Genomic DNA, 18342 nt, shown 5'->3' with positions numbered 1-18342 from the left:
TTTATCGCCGCGCGCCGGTGCTTATGGCAGCGCGCGACACGCTTGATGCCGCCACGCTCAAGCCGGCCGGATCAGCCACGTCATCACCAGCGAGAGCGAAACGATCGCGCCCAAGGTCGAAAACAGAATCACGCGCGAGGTGATGCTCGCTTCACGCCGGTAGTACTCGGCCAGCATGAACGGCCCCGTGCCGGTGGGCAGCGCCGCCAGCAGGATCGTCACGTTGACGAGCGCCGTGGGCAGCGCGAACACGCGCGTCGCGAGCCACCAGGCGATCAACGGTTGCGCGATCAGCTTGATGAGCGTGAGCACGACCGCGTCGCGCACCACCGCGCCGCCGACCTGCTCGCCCTCGGGCTTCTTCTTCGCGAGAAAGAGGCCGAGGCTCACGAGCGCGCACGGGCTCGCCGCGCCGCCCAGCAGCTTGAGGAAGGTCTCCACGCTTTCCGGCACCGTGACGTGCCCCGCGGACGCGAGCGCGCCCACGATCGGCGAAACGATCAGCGGGTTGCGCGCCAGCGCCATCAGTACCTTGGCGGCCAGCTTGTGCGGCGCGCGCTCCACCTGCAAGCCCACTTCGATCAGCACGATCGCCACCGCGAACAGCACGCACGCGACAAGAATCGTGGCGATGGTGGTCGGCGTCAGCGACGACTGGCCGAACAGCAGCAGGCACAGCGGAAAGCCGATATAGCCCGTGTTCGGGTACGAGGCGGCAATGGCGTCGATGCTCGCGTCGGCGAGGCGGCGGCGCGCGATCAGGCGGCCCGCGAGCGTCACGAGGAACGGCACGGCGCTCGCGATCGAGAACACGGCAATGAAGCCCGGCTGGTCGAGCTGCTGCCAGGTCGAGTGCGCCATGATGTTGAACAGCAGCGCGGGCAAGCCGAGCCACACCACGAACTTGTTGAGTTCGGAAGCCGCCGTCGGGCCCAGTACACCGCGTTTCGCACACACGAAGCCGGCGAGAATGAGCCCGAAAATGGGCAGAAGAATCGAAAAAGTGGAAAGCATGGCGGCGGGACGGAATCGGAACCGCGCACTATAGCGAAGCCGATTAATACATTCCAATGCTATTATCGGCAAGCAACAATACCTTTTCTGCATTGATTCGGTTTCGCTCACGGCGCTTCCGTTCAATGCGTTTGATCCACCGGGATCGGCCATGCTCGATATCAAGCCGCTGCGCTACTTCGTCGTGCTCGCGGAAACGCGTCACTTCGGCAAGGCGGCGCAAGCGCTGCATCTCTCGCAGCCGCCGTTGAGCCGCCAGATCGCGGCGCTCGAGGCATCGCTCGGCGTACGCCTGTTCGAGCGCAATTCGCGCCACGTGGAATTGACGGCTGCGGGCCGCCAGTTTTATGCCGATGCGAAAGCGCTGCTCGCCTCCACCGGCGCGGCCGCGCGCAACGCCGTGGCCGCCGAGCACGGCAGCATCGGCAAACTCACACTGGGCTTCACCATGTGCGCCGCTTATGGCGTCGTGCCGCGCTTCGTCACCGCCTTCAGCGGCGCGTTTCCCGAAGTCACGCTGGCACTGCGCGAGGTGGTGTCCGAAGACCTCGCGCCCAAAGTGCGCGCGGGCGAAATGGACGCGGCCATTCTGATTCCCGGCGCCGCGGAACTCGGCCTGGAACGCCGCACAGTCACTTCGGAGCCGCTCTGCGTCGCGCTCCATCGCGGCCACGCGCTCGCGCGCGCCCGCCGCATTGCCGCCAGGCGTCTCGCCAGCGAAGCCTTCGTCGTGGCGATCCCCGACGTCGCGCCCGCGCTGCGCAACGCCATCGTCGATCACTGTCTCGCGGCGGGGTTTTTTCCGTCGATCCGCTTCGAGGTGCAGCTTCAGCAGACCATTCTGAGTCTGGTGAACGAAGGCGCCGGCATTGCGCTCGTGCCGCTTTCCATGACGAAGGCCGCGTTCGACCAGGTCGTGTTCCGCCCGCTCCTGGACGCGCCGCATATCGAGCAGGTGCTGGTCTGGCGCGCCGGGAATCCGAACCCGTGCCTGCGCCACTTTCTCGATCTCACCCAGCGCGCGGCATAACGCGCGTGCGAGCGCGCGGCGAAATCCAGCCGGTCGGACTTATTCGCCCACCCACGCGCCGCGCAAATCGCTTTCGTGCAGCAATTCCAGCAGCGTTTGCGCGGGTCGCGAGAGCCGCTTCGCCGCGAGCGCGATGAATTCGACGTCGGGCAACAGCGGCAAGCTCGCCACGTTCAGCGGCGGCGCGAGCCCGCGCGCGGCCAGATATTGCGGCCGCACGGTAATGCCCAGCCCGCCGCGCGCCGCCGCCACGCAACCCGAATGACTGCTGCTCGTGCACACGAGTTGCCAGCGGAAGTCGGTTTGCGCGAGCGCGTCGAGCACCACCGCGCGCGTCACGCTCGGCTCGGCCACCAGCAGCAGCGGCAGCGGCTGTTCGAGATCGACCATCGTGCCGGTGCGCGCGAGCCATTCGAGGCGGCCCGTGAACAGCGCCGTGCCGCGCCGGTCGCCGAGCCGCCGCTTGCCCACCATCAGGTCGATGGCGCCCGCGTCGAGCAACTCGTACAGCCGTCCCGTCATGCCGATGGTGATCTCCAGCTCGACGTCCGGGTGCGCGTTGCGAAACGCCGCCAGCACGGTGGGCAGCGGACCGAGCGCGATGTCATCGGAGGAACCGAGGCGAACGCGGCCGCGCAGGCGCGGCGCGCGAAACTGTGCCTGCGCGCGGTGGATGGCCTGGAGTATCGCGCCCGCATGCGCGAGCATCGCCTCGCCGTCGGGCGTGATGGCGAGCGAATGCGTGTCGCGCACGAACAGGCGGCGGCCGACGGCCTCTTCTAGCCGCCGCACGTGGTCGCTCACGCTCGACTGCGTGAGCCCGAGCTGGCGCGCCGCCTCCGTGAAGCTGTGGCACGCCGCGACCGCCGCGAAAGTCTTGAGCCAGATGGGGTTGAGCATGGTCTGCACGGTGAGCAAGGATCGACGGTTATCGGCAACCCCGATGACAGTGAGTGCCCTTAGTGGGGTTCCCGATGGACAGCGGTGACAATATCATGACCGTATTCAAGATATTGCGCCGCCGATCTGGCCCCACTCCCGAGCATTCGCGCGGCGCATCAAGACGCTGCAATGACCCGAGATTCAAGCCAGACCGCGCTACTGTGGATCGTCGCCACAGGTTTTTTCATGCAGGCGCTCGACACGACGATCGTCAACACGGCGCTGCCGTCCATCGCCCATAGCCTCGGCGTGAAGCCGCTCGTGATGCAGCCGGTGATCGTCGCCTACACGCTCACGATGGCCATGCTCACGCCCGCCTCGGGCTGGCTCGCCGACCGTTTCGGCACGCGCCGCGTCTATTTCACCGCCATCCTCGTGTTCGTGCTCGGCTCGCTGTGCTGCGCGAGCGCGCACTCGCTCACGCAACTCGTGGTCGCGCGCGTACTGCAAGGCGTGGGCGGCTCGATGCTGCTGCCGATCGGCCGGCTCGCCGTGCTGCGCTCGATCCAGGGCGAGGAATACGTGGCGGCGCTCGCGCTCATCTCGGTCGCGGGCCAGGTGGGTCCGATTGTCGGGCCGACGCTCGGCGGCTGGTTCGTCGAGGCCATTTCGTGGCACTGGATCTTCCTGATCAACGTGCCGATCGGCATTGCCGGCCTGTTCGCCGTGCAGCGTTATTTGCCGCGCGCCTCGGGCACGGCCGCGCCGCCCTTCGACGTGGCCGGCTGCGCGCTGCTCTCGCTGTGCATGATCGCGCTCTCGCTGGCCTTCGACGCGCCGGTGCAGACGCATCGCGGCGCGTGGTCCGCGGGTCTGTTCGTGCTCGGCATCGCGGCCGCGCTCGCCTACGTGCCGTACGCGCGCCGCCGCCGCAATCCGCTGTTCCGTCTCGCGCTGTTCCGCGAACCGAACTTTAGCGTGGGCCTGATCGGCAATCTCGTGTGCCGCGTGGGATCGAGTGCCGTGCCGTTTCTCGTGCCGCTGCTGATGCAGCTCGAACTCGGCTATTCGCCGCTGCGCTCGGGCTTGATGATGCTGCCCGCCGCGCTCTCGGGCACGCTCGCGAAACGCTGGATCGCGCCGCTGATTCGCCGCTACGGCTACGAACTGTTCCTGCTCGTGAACACGGTGATCGTGGGCGCGTCGATCGTCGCGTTCGCGCTGATCTCGCGCGGCACGCCCATGGCGGTCGAGGTGATCGTGCTCGCCGTCTTCGGCGCGGCCAATTCGATGCAGTTCGCGGCGATGAACAGCGTCACGCTCAAGGGGCTTTCGCACGAGGACGCGGGCAGCGGCAACAGTCTCTTTTCGATGGTGCAGATGCTCGCGATGGGTCTGGGCGTGACGATCGGCGGCGCGCTCGTGAGCCTCGTGGCCGCGCAATGGGGCTCGGTGGCGCTGGGCTTTCGCGTGAGCTTCGCGGGCGTGGGCCTGATCACGCTGGTTTCGGCGCTGGTGTTCCGGCGCATCGAAACGGAGCCGCCCACGGGCGCGAAACCCGTTGCGTCCGCGCCCGGCGCCGGCGAAGCGGCGGCGAGCGGTCGCTGAGCGCTTTTTTCTTTGTCGACCTTTTGCAGTGATACGCGCCACGCGCTCGCAACATCGGCGTCATTTCACATCGACAATCGCGGTCTTCGCTAACTGGCTCTACACCGCGCGCACGATCTCGATCGCGTCGCCGCGCGCGCGCAAACGCACGGGCAACACACGCGGCAGCGCGTACACGAAGCGGCTCGCCTGGCGCACGTCGAAGCTGCCGGTGAGGCGCATGGCGGCCACCGCGGGGGCGTCCACCCGCACGTTCGTCGCGCCGTAGCGCTCGAATTCCTGCAACGCGCGCAGCAACGTGGTGTTGTCGAAAGTCACGCGATGGTCGCGCCAGGCGGCCACGTCGGCGGCGGGGATCGTGCCGATGGCGCGCAGCGCGCCGCTGGCGTCCGTGGCCACGGCTTGTCCCGCCGTGAGTTCGACCACGTCCTGTTGCGCCGGCACCGATCCCGCAGCCGATGCCGACCCCGCCGCCACCCGCACGCGCCCTTCCTCCACCGCCACGCGCACGTTGCCGTGCTCGAGGCCTGTTTCGGTGCAGCGCACGGCGAAGCGCGTTCCCACCACCGTCACCGTCACGCCGCGCGCGAGCACCTCGAACGGGCAACCGGCATTGGAACGCACGGCGAACATCGCCTGGCCGCGCACGAGACGCACTTCGCGCCGATGCCGGTACAGACGCGCCTCGACGCGCGTATCGGTGTCGAGGTCGAGCTTGCTGCCGTCGGGCAGCGACACGGTCTGGAACGCGCCGCGCGGCGTTTCGTAGCTCGCGCTGAACGTCGGCGTGGTTTCCCAAAGCCGCCAGGCCAGCGCGCCGCCGCCCAGGAGCGCGAACGCGGTGCCGGCCAGCGCGAAGCGCGGCACGAAGGCGCGGCGGCCGGGAGACGCGAGCGCGCGGGCTTCGGCGCCGGCTTTCGCCTGCTCATGGGCTTCGGCACGCCAGCGCGCGATCTCGTGCGCGGGCAACCGGTCGAGCGCCTGCCAGGCGTTCGCGATCTGCTCATAGGCCGCGCCGTGCGCCGGGTGTTCCCCGAGCCACGCGCGAAACGCGGCTTCGTCGCCGGCGCCGCCCTGCCGCCGCCCGTGCGCGTCGCCCTGCCGCCGGACGAACCACGCCGCCGCCTGCGCTTCGATATCGGCGTTGGCGGGAGAGGGATGCGGGGGCTCGTTCGGGGGAGAGTGGGGTCGTTCCATCGTCATGTCGTCAGCGCGTATATCTGGAAGACGCGCGACACCGCGAAAACCTGACATCAGAGCCGTTTGCATCGCGCGTCATTCGGCCCGCGCTTCGGCGCGCGGCCTGGCGCACGTTTCCGCGCTCGCGGATTCCGCCGTCGCGCACTCGAACGCCGCCAGCCGCTGCCGGCACGCGACCACGCCGCGTATGACGTGCTTCTCGACCATGTTGCGCGAAATGCCCATGCGCGCGGCGACTTCGGCATGGCTCAGGCCGTCGAACTTGTGCAGCACGAAGGCTTCGCGGCAGCGCGGCGGAAGGGCGTCGATGGCGGCGACCAGCGCGGTCGTGCGCCGCGATGCTTCCCACGCGGCCTCGGGCTGGCTCGACACGGGCGCGACGGGCTCGTCGATCGTCTCCAGCTCGTCCACGTGGTGAGCGCGGACTGTAGCACGCCGGTGCGTATCGATCACGAGATTGCGCGCGGTGCGATACAGCAGGCCGCGCGGGTCGCTGATCGCCGCGCCGGTATTGCGCAGCGAAAGCACGCGAACGTAGCTTTCCTGGGCGATATCCGCGGCGGTATCGCCGTCATTGACCAGCCGGGAAAGGAAGCGAACAAGTTCGCGGTAGTAGCGTTCGACCACGGGAATCGGCGGGTTTCGTCTATGCCGGATCCGGGCGGGGCGCGGTCGAGCAGGTTGCTTGCAGGTGCTAATTTCTAAATGCGAATCATTCTTGTTCCATTATCGTCGCGAACCGGGGATGGGAGCAAGAGGGAAATGCGGATGGGAAAGGTTGGGAAAGGGAATGCGGGCCATTCGCGCGTTCGCGGAATCGCGGATTCGCGCGTTCGCGCGTTCGCAGGATCGGAACGCGCGGCGCGGCCGGTCAGGCGGTGGGCGGCGGTGCGGTTAGCCAGCGCCACGCAAAAGGCGCGACATGGACTGACGGTTGCAGCGTGGGCGCGGTTTTAATGCGCTTCGCCGGGCGGAAGAATGCGGCGATATTGCGGCCCAATGGCGAGTGAGTTCGTCAGTTCCGCTGCTGAACGACGCAGCCCCAACCGTCGTAAGTGAGTCCGAAGAGCGCCGCGATACACGTCATGAACCCCGACACCGCCAGAATATTGTGCTGAAGCACGGGCATGTGGACGAGAACGAGCACCCGACATTGCGCCTCGACGTGCTGCACCGAGGCGCGGCCGTACTGGTAGTCGTTGATGAATCCGGCAACCGTTGCCGCTTTTTCCGCGGAAGGCGCAAGCAGGCAGAACTCGACATCGCGCGACAGGCTGAAGTCATCGCCCTTCGCATCCATCGCACGCAAATGGTCGACGTCCGCCAGGGCGGTTTTCACCAAAGTCTCCACGACTGACACGGCTTTCCCCTTTTATTCTGGTAATGAAGATCAGGAAAAAGTTTGGCAGAGCGCGTCGTTTCATTCGATGCACGCGGGTCGCGCGCGGCGCGATTGCCCGGCAGCCATCACCAGCAAAGCCGTGCTCGTGAATAACGACGAACCCGCATTCGGGCACACAACAAAAACGGGCCTTTTCCAAGACCCGTTCGCACCGCTATCGAAACCTTTATCGAACCCCAAATACGCGCCACCGCGCGATCACGCCGATCAAACGAACGCGACTTCGGCGAGAAATGTGGCGAAGTAATCGTCTTCGAGCCAACCCGCGACATGCACGGAAGCCTCGATACGCTGAATTTCTTTCTGTCCTTTTTCGGTCAGGACAGCAATCTGGAGAGTGGGGAGAAACTTCGTGCTGGGCGGAGGTTTCTGGTCAATGGTCTGAATCAGCCCCTGCGAGCGAAGCAGCGTGAAAATAGCCGGCCGCTTATGCCACGGTATTTGTCGATACAACGCGAGTCGTAGAGCTTCGAGTACAGCGCCATTGTTGAATTCCATGAGCATCCTTCTGGTGTTCGAATGAAACGTCCTACTGGCTCCGAACATCTACAGTAGCACATGAAGTCGTCCGGACGATGACACGAGGTACACCGCCCTTCGCCCGGCATGCCGCCCTGTACCGCCGCTTCCGTGTTTCAGGCACCCGCCTTCGCCACTGGCCAGCCGCGATGCGTGGCCTGAATACAGCGCAGCGGATACTCCACGCGGTTGAGATACGCGTGCGTCAGCGCGACCCAGTATTTCGTGCCGAGCGGCAGCAACGCGTCGTTGAAGTCGTAACTCGCGCTGTGCAACTGACACGGGCCTTCCGCCTGGCCCGGCAGGCGCTCCGTGCCGTCGCCGTTGCCGATAAAGGCATAGGCGCCCGGCTTGTGCAGCAGATAAAACGAAAAGTCCTCCGAGGCCATGGTGCGCGTCATGTTTTCGTCGACGTTCTCCGCGCCGACCAGTTCGCCCATGACGTCGGCGACGAGACCGGCTTCGACGGCGTGATTGACGAGCGCCGGATAGATGCGCGCGAAATGAAACGTGAGATCGACGTCGAAGGCCGCGGCAATGCCTTCCGCGATCGTGCGCATCCGGCTCTCGATCAGATTGGTGACGTCGACACTGAAGCTGCGCACCGTGCCGCTCAACACCGCGTGTTCGGGAATCACGTTCACGGCGTCGCCCGCGTGGATCTGCGTGACCGACAACACGGCGGAGTCGTTGGGATCGACATTGCGCGAGACGATGGTCTGCCACGCCTGCGCGATCTGCGTGGCGATCATGACCGGGTCGGCGCTGCGATGCGGTTGCCCCGCGTGCGAACCGCGCCCGCCGATCTGCAGGCTGAACGTGTTGCTGGACGCCATCAGCGCGTCGGGCCGCACGCCAAAACGTCCCACCGCCAGGCCCGGCCAGTTGTGCACGCCAAACACGGCATCCATGGGGCAACGCTCGAACAGGCCGTCTTCGATCATGCGGCGCGCGCCCGCACCGCCCTCTTCCGCAGGCTGAAAGATGAAATTCACGGTGCCGTCGAAGTCGCGATGTTGCGACAGATAACGCGCCGCGCCGAGCAGCATGGCCGTGTGCCCGTCGTGGCCGCACGCGTGCATCTTGCCTTCGTGCCGCGACGCATGCGCGAACGTGTTGGCTTCCTGCATCGGCAGCGCATCCATGTCGGCGCGCAGTCCGATCGAACGCTTGCCGTTGCCTTCGCCGCGCAAGATGCCCACCAGACCGTGACCGCCAATGCCCCGCACGACCGGAATATCCCAGGCTTCGAGCAGCGTCGCGACATAGTCGGCGGTTTGCTGTTCTTCGAAGCGCAACTCGGGATGCGCATGGAGGTGACGCCGGATCCGCGTCAGTTCGGGTTGAAAGGCGGCAATGGATTCCTCGACGATCATCCTGTTCCTTGTGCTGCCCGGTTTCACTACGGTTTTCATTTCAGGCTTCCCTTCAGGCTTAAAACTGGGCTTCACGCCGCGCCATTCGCACAAGCGAATCGCGTCGCGTGAACGCGCATCATTCGAATTGAACGGCCGCCGCTTCCGGCGCCGCTTTTCCTTCGCGGTGCGAAATAAATAGCACGGGTACGCAACTGATCAGCGCCGCCGCCGCGAGGTAATAGCCGATCACGAGCCGGTCGCCCGTGAAGCCGATCAGCGCGGTCACGGCCACCGGCGTGAAGCCGCCGAACACCGTCACGCCGATGGCGTACGCGAGACCCACGCCGGTTGCGCGAAACCCGGTGGGAAACACGCTGCCCAGCACGGTGGACGCACACGCGGCATAGCACGCGAGCAAAAACGCGATCGCGACCTGCACCGCCACGAGCGTGGCGAGACTCGGGTAATGCGCGAGCAGCAGGAAGAGCGGATACGCGACAACCGCGGTCAGCGCGGCGCCGAACAGCATGGGCGCCCGGGTGCCGATACGGTCCGAGAGCGCGCCCACGATCGGGCACATCGTCATCATCGCAATGCCGTAACTCACCTGCCCGATATAACTGTCGAAGAGACTCAAATGCACTTCGCGCACCGCATAGGTCGTGAAGTAATTCGACACGTAGGTCGCAATCGTCCAGAACACCATGATCGCCACGCCGGTCAGCACGCGCCCCTTGTATTCGACCAGTTGCGGCCACAGCGCACGGCGCGGCGCACGCTGCGCGTGTTCGAAATCGGGCGTTTCGGCCACCGAGCGCCGGATGTACCAGCCCACGGGCGCGATCAGCAGCCCGAACGCGAACGCCAGTCGCCACGCGCCGCCGAAAATCTGCGCCTGCGTGAAGCAGCTCGTCAACGCGAGTCCCACAAGTCCGGCGATCAGCGTGCCGCCGCCTTGCGACATCTGCTGGAACGAGCCGAACAGCCCTTTGCGCGATTGCGGCGCGTTCTCGATCAGCATGGCCACCGTGCCGCCAATTTCGCCACCCGCCGAAAAGCCCTGCACGAGGCGGCCCAGCACGATCAGGAGCGGCGCCGCCACGCCGATGCTGGCATACGACGGGCACACGGCCGGCACCACGGTTCCGGCGGCCATGAGCAGCAAGGTGAGGCTCAGCGCTTTCTTGCGGCCCGCCCGGTCCGCGTAGCGGCCGAGCACGAGCGCACCGGCCGGTCTCACGAGGAAACCCACGGCGAACGTGATGAATGTGAGGATCAGCGCGGCGAAGTCCGAACTGGCGGGAAAGAACGTGCGGGAGATGGGAACGGCGAAGATGCCGTAGGCAATGAAATCGTAAATTTCCAGAATGTTGCCGACCGACGCGGCTGCCACCGCTCGTCGGCTCGAAGCGACCACCGCGTCGGATCGTCGCAAGACCGTGTTCTCACTCGCCATGTTGTGTCTCTCATCGTTTTGACGTGTGAACAGCCTAAACGCGAGGCGTGCGGCGACACGCATACTCTTCAAAAATGGCGGCTATACTTTTGAGGTATAGGCGAGTCGACCCACAGGGACCATGGAACTCCGACACCTGCGATATTTCCTTGCCGTCGCCGATTGCGGCAGCGTGGCGGAAGCCGCGCGACGACTTCATATCGTCCAGCCCGCATTGAGCAGACAGATCCGCGATCTCGAAGAAGAACTGGGCAGCGACCTGTTTCATCGCAATGCAAAGGGCGTGCAACTGACCGTGCCGGGCGAGCGCTTCGCCATCGACGCGCGGCGGTTACTGGGCGATCTGGAAACCGCGCGCGAGTTGTTCGTGCGGCTCGCGCGAGGCCAGGCGGGCGCGTTGAAGATCGGGCTGGCGCCCAATTACAGCTGGCATCCGGCAACGCTGAAACCCGTGCGTAACTTCAAGGCCACGCATCCCGACGTCACCGTCATGCTCGAGCCCGCGCTGGCGGCGAAGCAACTGGCGCGCATTGCGAGCGGCAGTCTCGACGGCGGGTTCCTCGCGTGGCGCGATCCGCGCGACCCGGCGTTCAACGCGTGTCATCTGTTCGACTGCCATTTGCGGCTCGCGGTCCCGCGCCCCGCCGACGGTTCCGCGCCCGTGGTGCCCACGCGTCTCGCCGAGCTGAAAGACGAACCGTTCATGTGGTTCGCGAGAGAAGTGGCGCCGGCCTATAACGACTTTCTGATCCATCAATGCCAGCTTGCCGGTTTCTCGCCGCGCATCGTGCCGATCGGCGGCGACGTCTCGACGATACTCGGCCTCGTGGCCGCCGGCATGGGCTACGCGATCGTGCCGGAGGCCTGCATCTATAGTTGTCCGAACCAGGTGATGCTGATCGAGCACGCGGACCTGACCTTGTCGTATCCCGTCGAATTCGTCTGGCGCGCCGACGCGGTCAATCCGGCGCTCGACGCCTTCATCGCAGCGGTCGCCGAGGCGGGTTGACGCGCTGGCGTTTTGCCGGTCGCGGCACGGCTCTCGCCTTTCGCGCAGTCTCACGCCCCGTCTTGCGCGAACTCCCGCCCGTGAGTAAACTACTGTATGCATATACAGGCCGCCGGGCTGTCATGACCCTTTTCTGCGTGCCGGCGCGCGCGAGAACACGAGTGGATCCGTTGAGCAATTTCGCAGAGTCGCCGAAGTGAGCCACGCGCCGCCCCGCCGCATCGCTCATCTCGACATGGACGCGTTCTACGCATCCGTGGAGCTGCTCCGCTATCCCGAGTTGCGTGGCCAGGCGGTCGTGATCGGCGGGGGCCGCAATGCCGCGCCGGAACTGCTCGCCAACGGCACACGGCGCTTCGCGCGGCTGCGCGATTACGTCGGGCGCGGCGTGGTCACCACGTCCACTTACGAAGCGCGCGCGTTCGGCGTGTTCTCGGCCATGGGCATGATGAAGGCCGCGCAACTCGCGCCCGAGGCCATCCTGCTGCCCACCGACTTCGACTCGTACCGCCGTTACTCGCGGCTGTTCAAAGACGCGGTGCATACCTTCACGGACCAGATCGAAGACCGCGGCATCGACGAAATCTATATCGATCTCACCGAAGTCGAAGGCGAGTCGCGCGAACTGGGCGAACGCATCAAGCGCGCGGTCAATCAGGCCACCGGCCTCACCTGCTCGATCGCCATCGCGCCCAACAAGCTGCTCGCGAAGATCGGCTCCGAACTCGACAAGCCGGACGGCCTCACCATCCTCACGAGCGCCGACCTCGAAACGCGCATCTGGCCGCTGGCCGCGAAGAAGGTGAACGGCATCGGGCCGCGCGCGAGCGAGCGCCTCGCGAGTCTCGGCATGAACACGATCGGCGACGTCGCGGCGGCCGACCTCGGCGTGCTGCAGGAGAATTTCGGCCAGAAGTACGCGGCGTGGCTCGCGCGTATCGCGCAGGGCCACGACGAGCGCGCCGTGGTGGTCTCGTCGGAACCGAAGTCGATGAGCCGCGAAACCACCTTCGAGCGCGACATGCACGTGCGGCGCGACCGCGAGACGCTCACGCCCGCGCTTTCGCAGCTGTGCGAACGCGTCGCGCAAGACCTGGAGCGCAAGGGTTACAGCGCGCGCACGGTGGGCATCAAAATCAAGTTCGCCGACTTCAAGATCGTCACGCGCGATCTGTCGCTGCCGCACGCCGTGTCCACCGCGCAGGAGATTCGCCGCGCGGCGGGCGAGTGTCTCAAGCGTGTCGATCTCGACCGGCGCATACGGCTGATCGGCGTGCGCGCGAGTGCGCTGGAGCGTTTTTCGGCGGACAATCCGGCACCGCGCCAGGTGCAAGGCGAACTGCCGTTCGGCTCATAGGCCATGCGCTCCGCGCGGCGGCCGCGCGTCGAGGCTCGACATGCCACGTGCAACGCGATCCGTGAAGGCGGCCCTCAACCTCATTTCACGGAGAACCCGCGCATGAACGTCGATCTGACCGGCAAGACCGCCATCGTCACGGGCTCGACGCCGGAAGTCATGAAGTTCCTCGCCAATCCCTGCCTGACGGGCAGCACCGTGTACGCGGATGGCGGCGGCGCGCTCGCCTGAGCACGCTTCATGCGTCACGCCATCGGCACGTAAGGCTTACCTCAGTCCATCCCAATCAGTAAATCATGCGGATAACGCGCGATATATCCCTGCGCCTCGCGCTGAATGCGTCAGTTAGATGTCCGAATCTAACAGTCTCTAGAAGGGATTGCGGATTGCCAGCACCCGGCTTTTCCGCTACTTTGCAACGGCCGATTGCAGAGACGGCATACACAAGAACCTGAGAGAACCATTGCTTGGCTGCGTGCGCGCCGTCGAGGCTAAAGGCAATGAAAAAGACGACTGACGGTACGCGCATGCGCTCGTACAGCGTGCCTCGTCCTGCGAGCGGCAAACGCAGGCTCACGCGCGGCGAGTACGCCATGCGCCTGGCCGTGCTGGTGGCATCGACGGCATTTATCGTCGCGACCATCGCCCTGTTCGTTGCGCGCTGGATTCGCGTGACGGCGTGAGCACGGCGCGGGGCTTGGCCACCGCGCGTGTGCGGTTCATAGGCATCGCGCGGCTCGATACCGTCACGATCGCGGCATCAATCGACGCAGCCGTCGAGACATCGATCGCGTCACTGGCGCGCGGTCGCCCGCCGTTCATAGACGATGAGCAGCGCGTACACCACGCCCGCCGCCAGACTCGTGCAGCCGCTATACCACACGAGCCCGAGCGCCCAGCCCTGCGCCGCTACGGCCAACCCCAACGCGACGACGAGTCCGAGCCAGCCCGTCACGCGCAGCGTGCGCGCGGCCACGCGCGAGAGCGCCGCGCCGAATACCAGGCGCTGATGGCGTTCCATCGCGAGCGCGAGACACACGAACGCGGGCACGCAGAGGATCAACGCGAGCATCGACATCACGCGTCCTCCTGTTCGCGCAGCGCGCTCGCACGGCGCGCGGGCGCGGACTTCGCACGCGGACGATGGCGCGCCGTGCGCAACGCGAGCGCCGCATGCAGCGCGGCCAGCGCCCACATCATCAGATCGAAGCCCGCGTAGACCCAGTCGCCCACGGCCACGCTGTGCCAGAAGGGCCGCTGCGTGGTGAGCGCATTGAGCACCGGCAGCAACGCCAGCAGCGCGGCCGCACACCACAACAGTTCGATCCACGCGCGCTTCGCGGGGCGCGCGAGCGCGTAGAAGAACGTGGCGGCCCAGATCGCGAAGAACACGTTGATCTCGGCGTCGGCGCGATTCGCGAGCGCGACCGGCAGCAGACGATTGGCCCATAGATACGCGGTCATCGCAATCGACAGACCAGCGATGCTCGCGATATTGAGCCGCTCGACCAGCCGGAAACCGAAGTAGGGGCGCGCCGGATCGGGCAGCTTCTGGCGCCGCTTGACGGTCCACATCACGAGCCCCGTGCCCACCATGGCCGTACCCGCGAGACTCACGATGAAATAGAGCCAGCGCAGTTGCAGGTCGCTGAAACGTCCCATGTGCAGCGCGTAGAGCACGCCGCGCGTTTCGGCCGCGCCGCCCACGTGGTCGTTCACCTGGAGCAGCTTGCCGCTCGCGCCGTCGAACAGCAGATACTGCGGGCTCACGGAAACGCGCGCCGCCTCGCCGCGCGACACGGCCACGCGCGCGCTCGCATCGCCGGGATTGGTGATCGTCACGCGCAGCACGTTGTCGTGGCCCCAGCGGGCCTGCGCCTCGCGCACCATCGGCGCCACGTTCGCGAGCGGCGCCGGCACGCCGGAGGGCTTGCCCGGCTGGATGAACGCGTTCAGCTGCGTCATGAGTTCCTGGCGCTGCGCGGGCGTCGTCAATGCGGTTTGCGCGCCCCACGGCATGTACATCGTCATCAACGTGACGAGGCCCGTGTAGGTGATCATCAAATGAAACGGCAGGCCGAACACGGAGAGCGCGTTGTGCGCGTCGAGCCATGAACGCTGCCCCTTGCCCCAGCGGAACGTGAAGAAGTCCACGAAGATCTTCTTGTGCGTGATGACGCCGCTCACGATCGCCACGAGCATGAACATCGCGCAAAAGCCCGCGACCCAGCGCCCCCACATCGCGGGCAGGTACCAGAACTGAAAGTGAAAGCGATAGAAGAAGTCGCCGCCCAGCGTCTCGCGCGCGCTCACCTTCTTGCCGGTGGCGGGGTCGAAGGTCGCTTCATCGAAGAAACGTTTGTCGTGCGAGCCGGGCGGAATGCGCCAGAACGCGCTCGCGGCGTTGGCGCGATCGGTCGGCAACTGGATGCCCCATTGCGAACTGCCCGCCGCCAGCGTGGCGAGCGTGCCGGTCACGCGCTGCGCGACTTCGGCGGGATCGGGCGTGACCTGCTGATGCGCGAGTTCGGGCCGCATCCACTGCGAAATCTCTTCCTTGAAATAGCTGACCGTGCCGGTCAGGAACATCGCATAGAGAATCCAGCCGGCGAGCAGCCCTGCCCACGTATGCAAGTCGGACATGCTCTGACGCACGCCGCGCGCTTTCGGTTCGGTGTTGGCGCTGCGCGTCATTGGGGTTTGCCTTCCTGCGCCTTCGTGGCGGCCGATGCCGTGCTCGCCAGGTGGCTCGCAGCGTGATTCGTTGCGGACGCAACCGACGAGGCCCACCACGCCGCCAGCGCGAGCGGCGCCGCGACGAGCGCGAGCCCGGCCCACGCGCGCGTGGCGCTGCGCGCGAGAAACACCCAGATCACCGCGCCCGTGTAGACCACGAAACTCGCCAGCATGCCCGTGACGACGCCTTGCGTCGCGCTCATCGGCAAGGCGAGTGCGGCCACGCTCGAGAGCGCGCCGAGCGCATAGCCGCCGACGATCGCCGCGACGACACGCGACGCGACCGGCGCATGGCGGCGCGCGCGCGCGAATGCGGCGCTCATGCGGCGCGACCCGCGCGATACGGCCGCGTGGGCACGAGCAACGGCGAATCCGGTGACGACAACCGCGCGGGCGGCGGCGTAAAGCGTTTCATGACAATGATTCCTGCGTTGATCCGGCGAATTCAAGCGCGCCAGTGCGCGACGGCGCGCGGCAGCGGGGCATGGCGATCGTGGGGATATTGTCGTGTGCCGGGGCGATGCGCCGGCAGTCGCCGCGTGCTGGGTGCGTTGCCCGGCCGCCGCGTTATGAATCCTGCATTGTAATGCGTCCGGCAGGCGGCGCGCGGCGAGGCGCGCAGCCGCGCGTCCCGGGAACGACTCGGGGACAACTCGATATCAAGGAAAAAACAACTAGGCCGCGAAAAATCCACGAGCGCGCAAACGGCAAAACGCGCCGTTACGACGCATGTCGCCACGGCGCGCTTGCCCACCTTCCATCGACGGAAATTACCAGGGACTACGCAAGAAATTCGCGGATCGCGGCGGCAATCTCGGCCGCGTGGGTTTCGAGCGCGAAGTGGCCCGTGTCGTAGAAGCGCACGTCCGCCTCGGGGAGATCGCGCTTGAACGCCTCGGCGCCCGGCGGCAGGAAGAACGGATCGTGCTTGCCCCACACGGCGAGAAACGGCGGCCGGTGCGTGCGGAAATATTCCTGAAATTGCGGATACAGCGCGACGTTGTTGCGATAGTCGCGGAACAGATCGAGCTGGATCTCGTGAGCGCCGGGGCGGCCCATGTAGTAGTCGTCGAGCGCCCAGCCGTCGGGCGACACGGCCGCAACGTCGGGGACGCCGTGCGTGTATTGCCAGATCGTGGTCTCACGCGTGAGCATCGTTCGCAGCGCTTCGCGGTTCGCCGGCGAGGCGTCTTGCCAGTACGCGCGAATCGGGTTCCAGCCCTCGCTCAAGCCTTCCTCGTACGCGTTGCCGTTCTGCGAAATGATCGCCGTGATCCGCTCCGGATGATTGAGCGCGAGCCGGAAGCCCGTGGGCGCGCCGTAATCGAAAACGTACACGGCGAAGCGGTCAAAGCCGATTGCCTCCGTGAAACGCCCGATCACCTTCGCGATGTTCTCGAACGTGTACGCGAAGGTGCCGCGATCCGGCAGATCCGACTGGCCAAAGCCCGGCAGGTCCGGCGCGACGATATGGAAGCGGTCGGCGAGCAGCGGAATCAGGTCGCGAAACATATGGCCCGAGCTGGGAAAACCGTGCAGCAACAGCAGCTTGGGCGCGCCCGCGCGGCCCGCCTCGCGATAGAACATGTTGAATCCGTCGACATTGGCACGGCGATAGGCGATGGCAGTCATGGTGGCTCCTTGGGTGGATGAATGACGATGGGGCGGGATCACACGGGCTGGGGTCTCGCTTTTTGGGGCACCCGTGTTTTGTAACCGTCTCATTGCTTAAATACAGGTTACAAACCAATCGAGTAACTTGTCAAGAACGTTTTAGACGGTTACGATTAAGCCATCGTTTGCCCTCGCCCTTTGCTTCATCATGGAATTTCGTTCGCTGCCCGCGATGTTCGTGGCCGACGCGCCCGGTCTCGACTTCCTCAACTCGATCGCCACGCCTGTTGACGAAACGGTCGACTGGATCGCCGACGGCGCCGGCTTTCTCGCGTGGATCGAGCAGGCCGGCATGGCGCCGCCCGAGGCACTCGCCGCGCTGCGCGCGCAGTTCCCGGCCGCCGACTTCGACGCCGTCGCCGAGCGGGCGCGCGCCTTACGCGAGTGGTTTCGCGGGTTTGTCGGCGAGCGCAAGGGCCGCCCGCTCGCGGCCGCCGATCTCGGCGCACTGGCGCCGCTCAACGCGCTGCTCGCGCGCGACGAGCGCCACGGCGAACTCGTTGCCGATGCAGAGGGAGCGGATCGCGCGCTCGTTTACCGCGAGTCGCGCCGCTGGCATACGCCCGACTCGCTGCTGATGCCGGTGGCGGACGCGCTCGCGACACTCGTCAGCACGGAGGATTTCACGCACGTGAAGGCGTGCGAGGGCCACCGCTGCACGCTGCTGTTCGCCGACCACACGCGCGGCCACGCGCGGCGCTGGTGCAGCATGGCGAGTTGCGGCAACCGGGCCAAGGTGGCCGCGCATCGGCAGCGATTGAAGGCGCGCGGAGAGCGCGAAGCGTAGGCGCGCCGGGAGCGCGTTTTGCGGCGTCGTGAGGGCTTTCTGTAACGGGAGACCTGCGATGAGCGACAGTGAACTGAAGGGCGATGCCCAGGCTGAAACGAAGGCCGATGTGAAGCATGACGACGCCTCTGCGGAGATGCCCGAGGAAATCAGGCATCCGCAGCCGCCCAAACACAGCGACGATCAGCGCAGCGCCATGCCCGAGCGCGACGACAAGGACCGCAAGCAGGCGCCCTCTGACCGGCCCGGCAAGCAGTCGGGCGAGGGCGAGACGCCGGTGGGTTGAACGCGGCGGCGCCTCAACGGCGTG

At 66.2% G+C, this 18342-nt stretch carries 19 protein-coding genes and 1 pseudogene; 8 read left to right on the top strand and 12 right to left on the bottom strand.

Annotated elements, in window-relative coordinates; all coding sequences use genetic code 11:
* Positions 1–57: 57 nt before the first annotated feature.
* The gene (locus FAZ98_RS25660) at positions 58–1014 is read right to left on the bottom strand and encodes an AEC family transporter (protein ID WP_158955315.1); all 957 of its coding nucleotides are present in this window, start codon (positions 1012–1014) and stop codon (positions 58–60) included.
* A gap of 151 nt (positions 1015–1165) precedes the next feature.
* Between FAZ98_RS25660 and FAZ98_RS25655 the strand changes: the two genes are divergently transcribed.
* Positions 1166–2044 (top strand): LysR family transcriptional regulator, encoded by an 879-nt coding sequence (locus FAZ98_RS25655; RefSeq protein WP_158955313.1) that lies wholly within the window; start codon positions 1166–1168, stop codon positions 2042–2044.
* Between the two features lie 39 nt (positions 2045–2083).
* Here FAZ98_RS25655 and FAZ98_RS25650 read toward each other — a convergent pair whose 3' ends face one another.
* Positions 2084–2944: a LysR family transcriptional regulator gene (locus FAZ98_RS25650; RefSeq protein ID WP_158955311.1), complete on the bottom strand. Its 861-nt coding sequence runs from the start codon at positions 2942–2944 to the stop codon at positions 2084–2086.
* 144 nt (positions 2945–3088) lie between these two features.
* Between FAZ98_RS25650 and FAZ98_RS25645 the strand changes: the two genes are divergently transcribed.
* Positions 3089–4534 (top strand): DHA2 family efflux MFS transporter permease subunit, encoded by a 1446-nt coding sequence (locus tag FAZ98_RS25645; RefSeq protein ID WP_267904871.1) that lies wholly within the window; start codon positions 3089–3091, stop codon positions 4532–4534.
* Between the two features lie 99 nt (positions 4535–4633).
* On the opposite strand, the gene FAZ98_RS25640 is transcribed toward FAZ98_RS25645, so the two are convergent.
* The 6 genes from FAZ98_RS25640 to FAZ98_RS25615 form a co-directional block, all read right to left on the bottom strand.
* On the bottom strand, positions 4634–5731 hold the full coding sequence (locus FAZ98_RS25640; protein WP_158955307.1) for a FecR family protein: 1098 nt from the start codon (positions 5729–5731) through the stop codon (positions 4634–4636).
* 78 nt (positions 5732–5809) lie between these two features.
* The gene (locus FAZ98_RS25635) at positions 5810–6361 is read right to left on the bottom strand and encodes a sigma-70 family RNA polymerase sigma factor (protein ID WP_158955305.1); all 552 of its coding nucleotides are present in this window, start codon (positions 6359–6361) and stop codon (positions 5810–5812) included.
* Between the two features lie 388 nt (positions 6362–6749).
* Positions 6750–7073: a ribonuclease E inhibitor RraB gene (locus FAZ98_RS25630; protein WP_158955303.1), complete on the bottom strand. Its 324-nt coding sequence runs from the start codon at positions 7071–7073 to the stop codon at positions 6750–6752.
* A 270-nt stretch (positions 7074–7343) separates the two neighbouring features.
* Entirely contained in the window at positions 7344–7634 is a 291-nt protein-coding gene (locus FAZ98_RS25625) for a hypothetical protein (protein WP_158955301.1), read from the bottom strand.
* Positions 7635–7771: 137 nt separating this feature from the next.
* A complete protein-coding gene (locus tag FAZ98_RS25620; RefSeq protein ID WP_158956533.1) occupies positions 7772–9031 on the bottom strand; it encodes a M20 aminoacylase family protein in 1260 nt (419 codons plus the stop codon).
* Positions 9032–9149: 118 nt separating this feature from the next.
* Positions 9150–10406, bottom strand: a complete 1257-nt coding sequence (locus FAZ98_RS25615) for an MFS transporter (RefSeq protein WP_233272842.1) — start codon at positions 10404–10406, stop codon at positions 9150–9152.
* A 184-nt stretch (positions 10407–10590) separates the two neighbouring features.
* Here FAZ98_RS25615 and FAZ98_RS25610 point away from each other — a divergent pair, with 184 nt between their 5' ends.
* The 4 genes from FAZ98_RS25610 (at position 10591) to FAZ98_RS25600 (ending at position 13518) form a co-directional block, all read left to right on the top strand.
* Entirely contained in the window at positions 10591–11478 is an 888-nt protein-coding gene (locus tag FAZ98_RS25610; protein WP_158955297.1) for a LysR family transcriptional regulator, read from the top strand.
* A gap of 196 nt (positions 11479–11674) precedes the next feature.
* Entirely contained in the window at positions 11675–12835 is a 1161-nt protein-coding gene (gene dinB / locus FAZ98_RS25605; RefSeq protein WP_267904865.1) for a DNA polymerase IV, read from the top strand.
* Between the two features lie 102 nt (positions 12836–12937).
* Positions 12938–13066 (top strand): hypothetical protein, encoded by a 129-nt coding sequence (locus tag FAZ98_RS35980; protein WP_267904864.1) that lies wholly within the window; start codon positions 12938–12940, stop codon positions 13064–13066.
* Between the two features lie 269 nt (positions 13067–13335).
* Entirely contained in the window at positions 13336–13518 is a 183-nt protein-coding gene (locus FAZ98_RS25600) for a hypothetical protein (protein WP_158955295.1), read from the top strand.
* Positions 13519–13628: 110 nt separating this feature from the next.
* On the opposite strand, the gene FAZ98_RS25595 is transcribed toward FAZ98_RS25600, so the two are convergent.
* The 4 genes and pseudogenes from FAZ98_RS25595 to FAZ98_RS25580 all read right to left on the bottom strand — a co-directional run bounded on the left by FAZ98_RS25595 (position 13629) and on the right by FAZ98_RS25580 (position 17203).
* On the bottom strand, positions 13629–13913 hold the full coding sequence (locus tag FAZ98_RS25595; RefSeq protein ID WP_158956528.1) for a DUF3325 domain-containing protein: 285 nt from the start codon (positions 13911–13913) through the stop codon (positions 13629–13631).
* On the bottom strand, positions 13913–15529 hold the full coding sequence (locus FAZ98_RS25590; protein WP_199272412.1) for a PepSY-associated TM helix domain-containing protein: 1617 nt from the start codon (positions 15527–15529) through the stop codon (positions 13913–13915). Before FAZ98_RS25590 ends, FAZ98_RS25595 begins: the two co-directional genes overlap by 1 nt.
* A 92-nt stretch (positions 15530–15621) precedes the next feature.
* Positions 15622–15894, bottom strand: a pseudogene (locus FAZ98_RS25585) (DUF3649 domain-containing protein); the annotation flags it as partial.
* 457 nt (positions 15895–16351) lie between these two features.
* Positions 16352–17203 carry an alpha/beta fold hydrolase gene (locus FAZ98_RS25580; RefSeq protein ID WP_158955291.1) on the bottom strand — a complete coding sequence of 284 codons (852 nt, stop codon included), beginning with the start codon at positions 17201–17203 and terminating at the stop codon, positions 16352–16354.
* A gap of 190 nt (positions 17204–17393) precedes the next feature.
* Here FAZ98_RS25580 and FAZ98_RS25575 point away from each other — a divergent pair, with 190 nt between their 5' ends.
* Both FAZ98_RS25575 and FAZ98_RS25570 read left to right on the top strand, forming a co-directional pair.
* Entirely contained in the window at positions 17394–18032 is a 639-nt protein-coding gene (locus FAZ98_RS25575) for a CGNR zinc finger domain-containing protein (RefSeq protein ID WP_158955289.1), read from the top strand.
* Positions 18033–18090: 58 nt separating this feature from the next.
* Entirely contained in the window at positions 18091–18318 is a 228-nt protein-coding gene (locus tag FAZ98_RS25570) for a hypothetical protein (RefSeq protein WP_158955287.1), read from the top strand.
* Positions 18319–18342: the final 24 nt, after the last annotated feature.

This window comes from Paraburkholderia acidisoli (assembly GCF_009789675.1).
Taxonomy (GTDB): Bacteria; Pseudomonadota; Gammaproteobacteria; order Burkholderiales; family Burkholderiaceae; genus Paraburkholderia; species Paraburkholderia acidisoli.
This window is presented reverse-complemented; position numbering and strand designations above follow the sequence as displayed.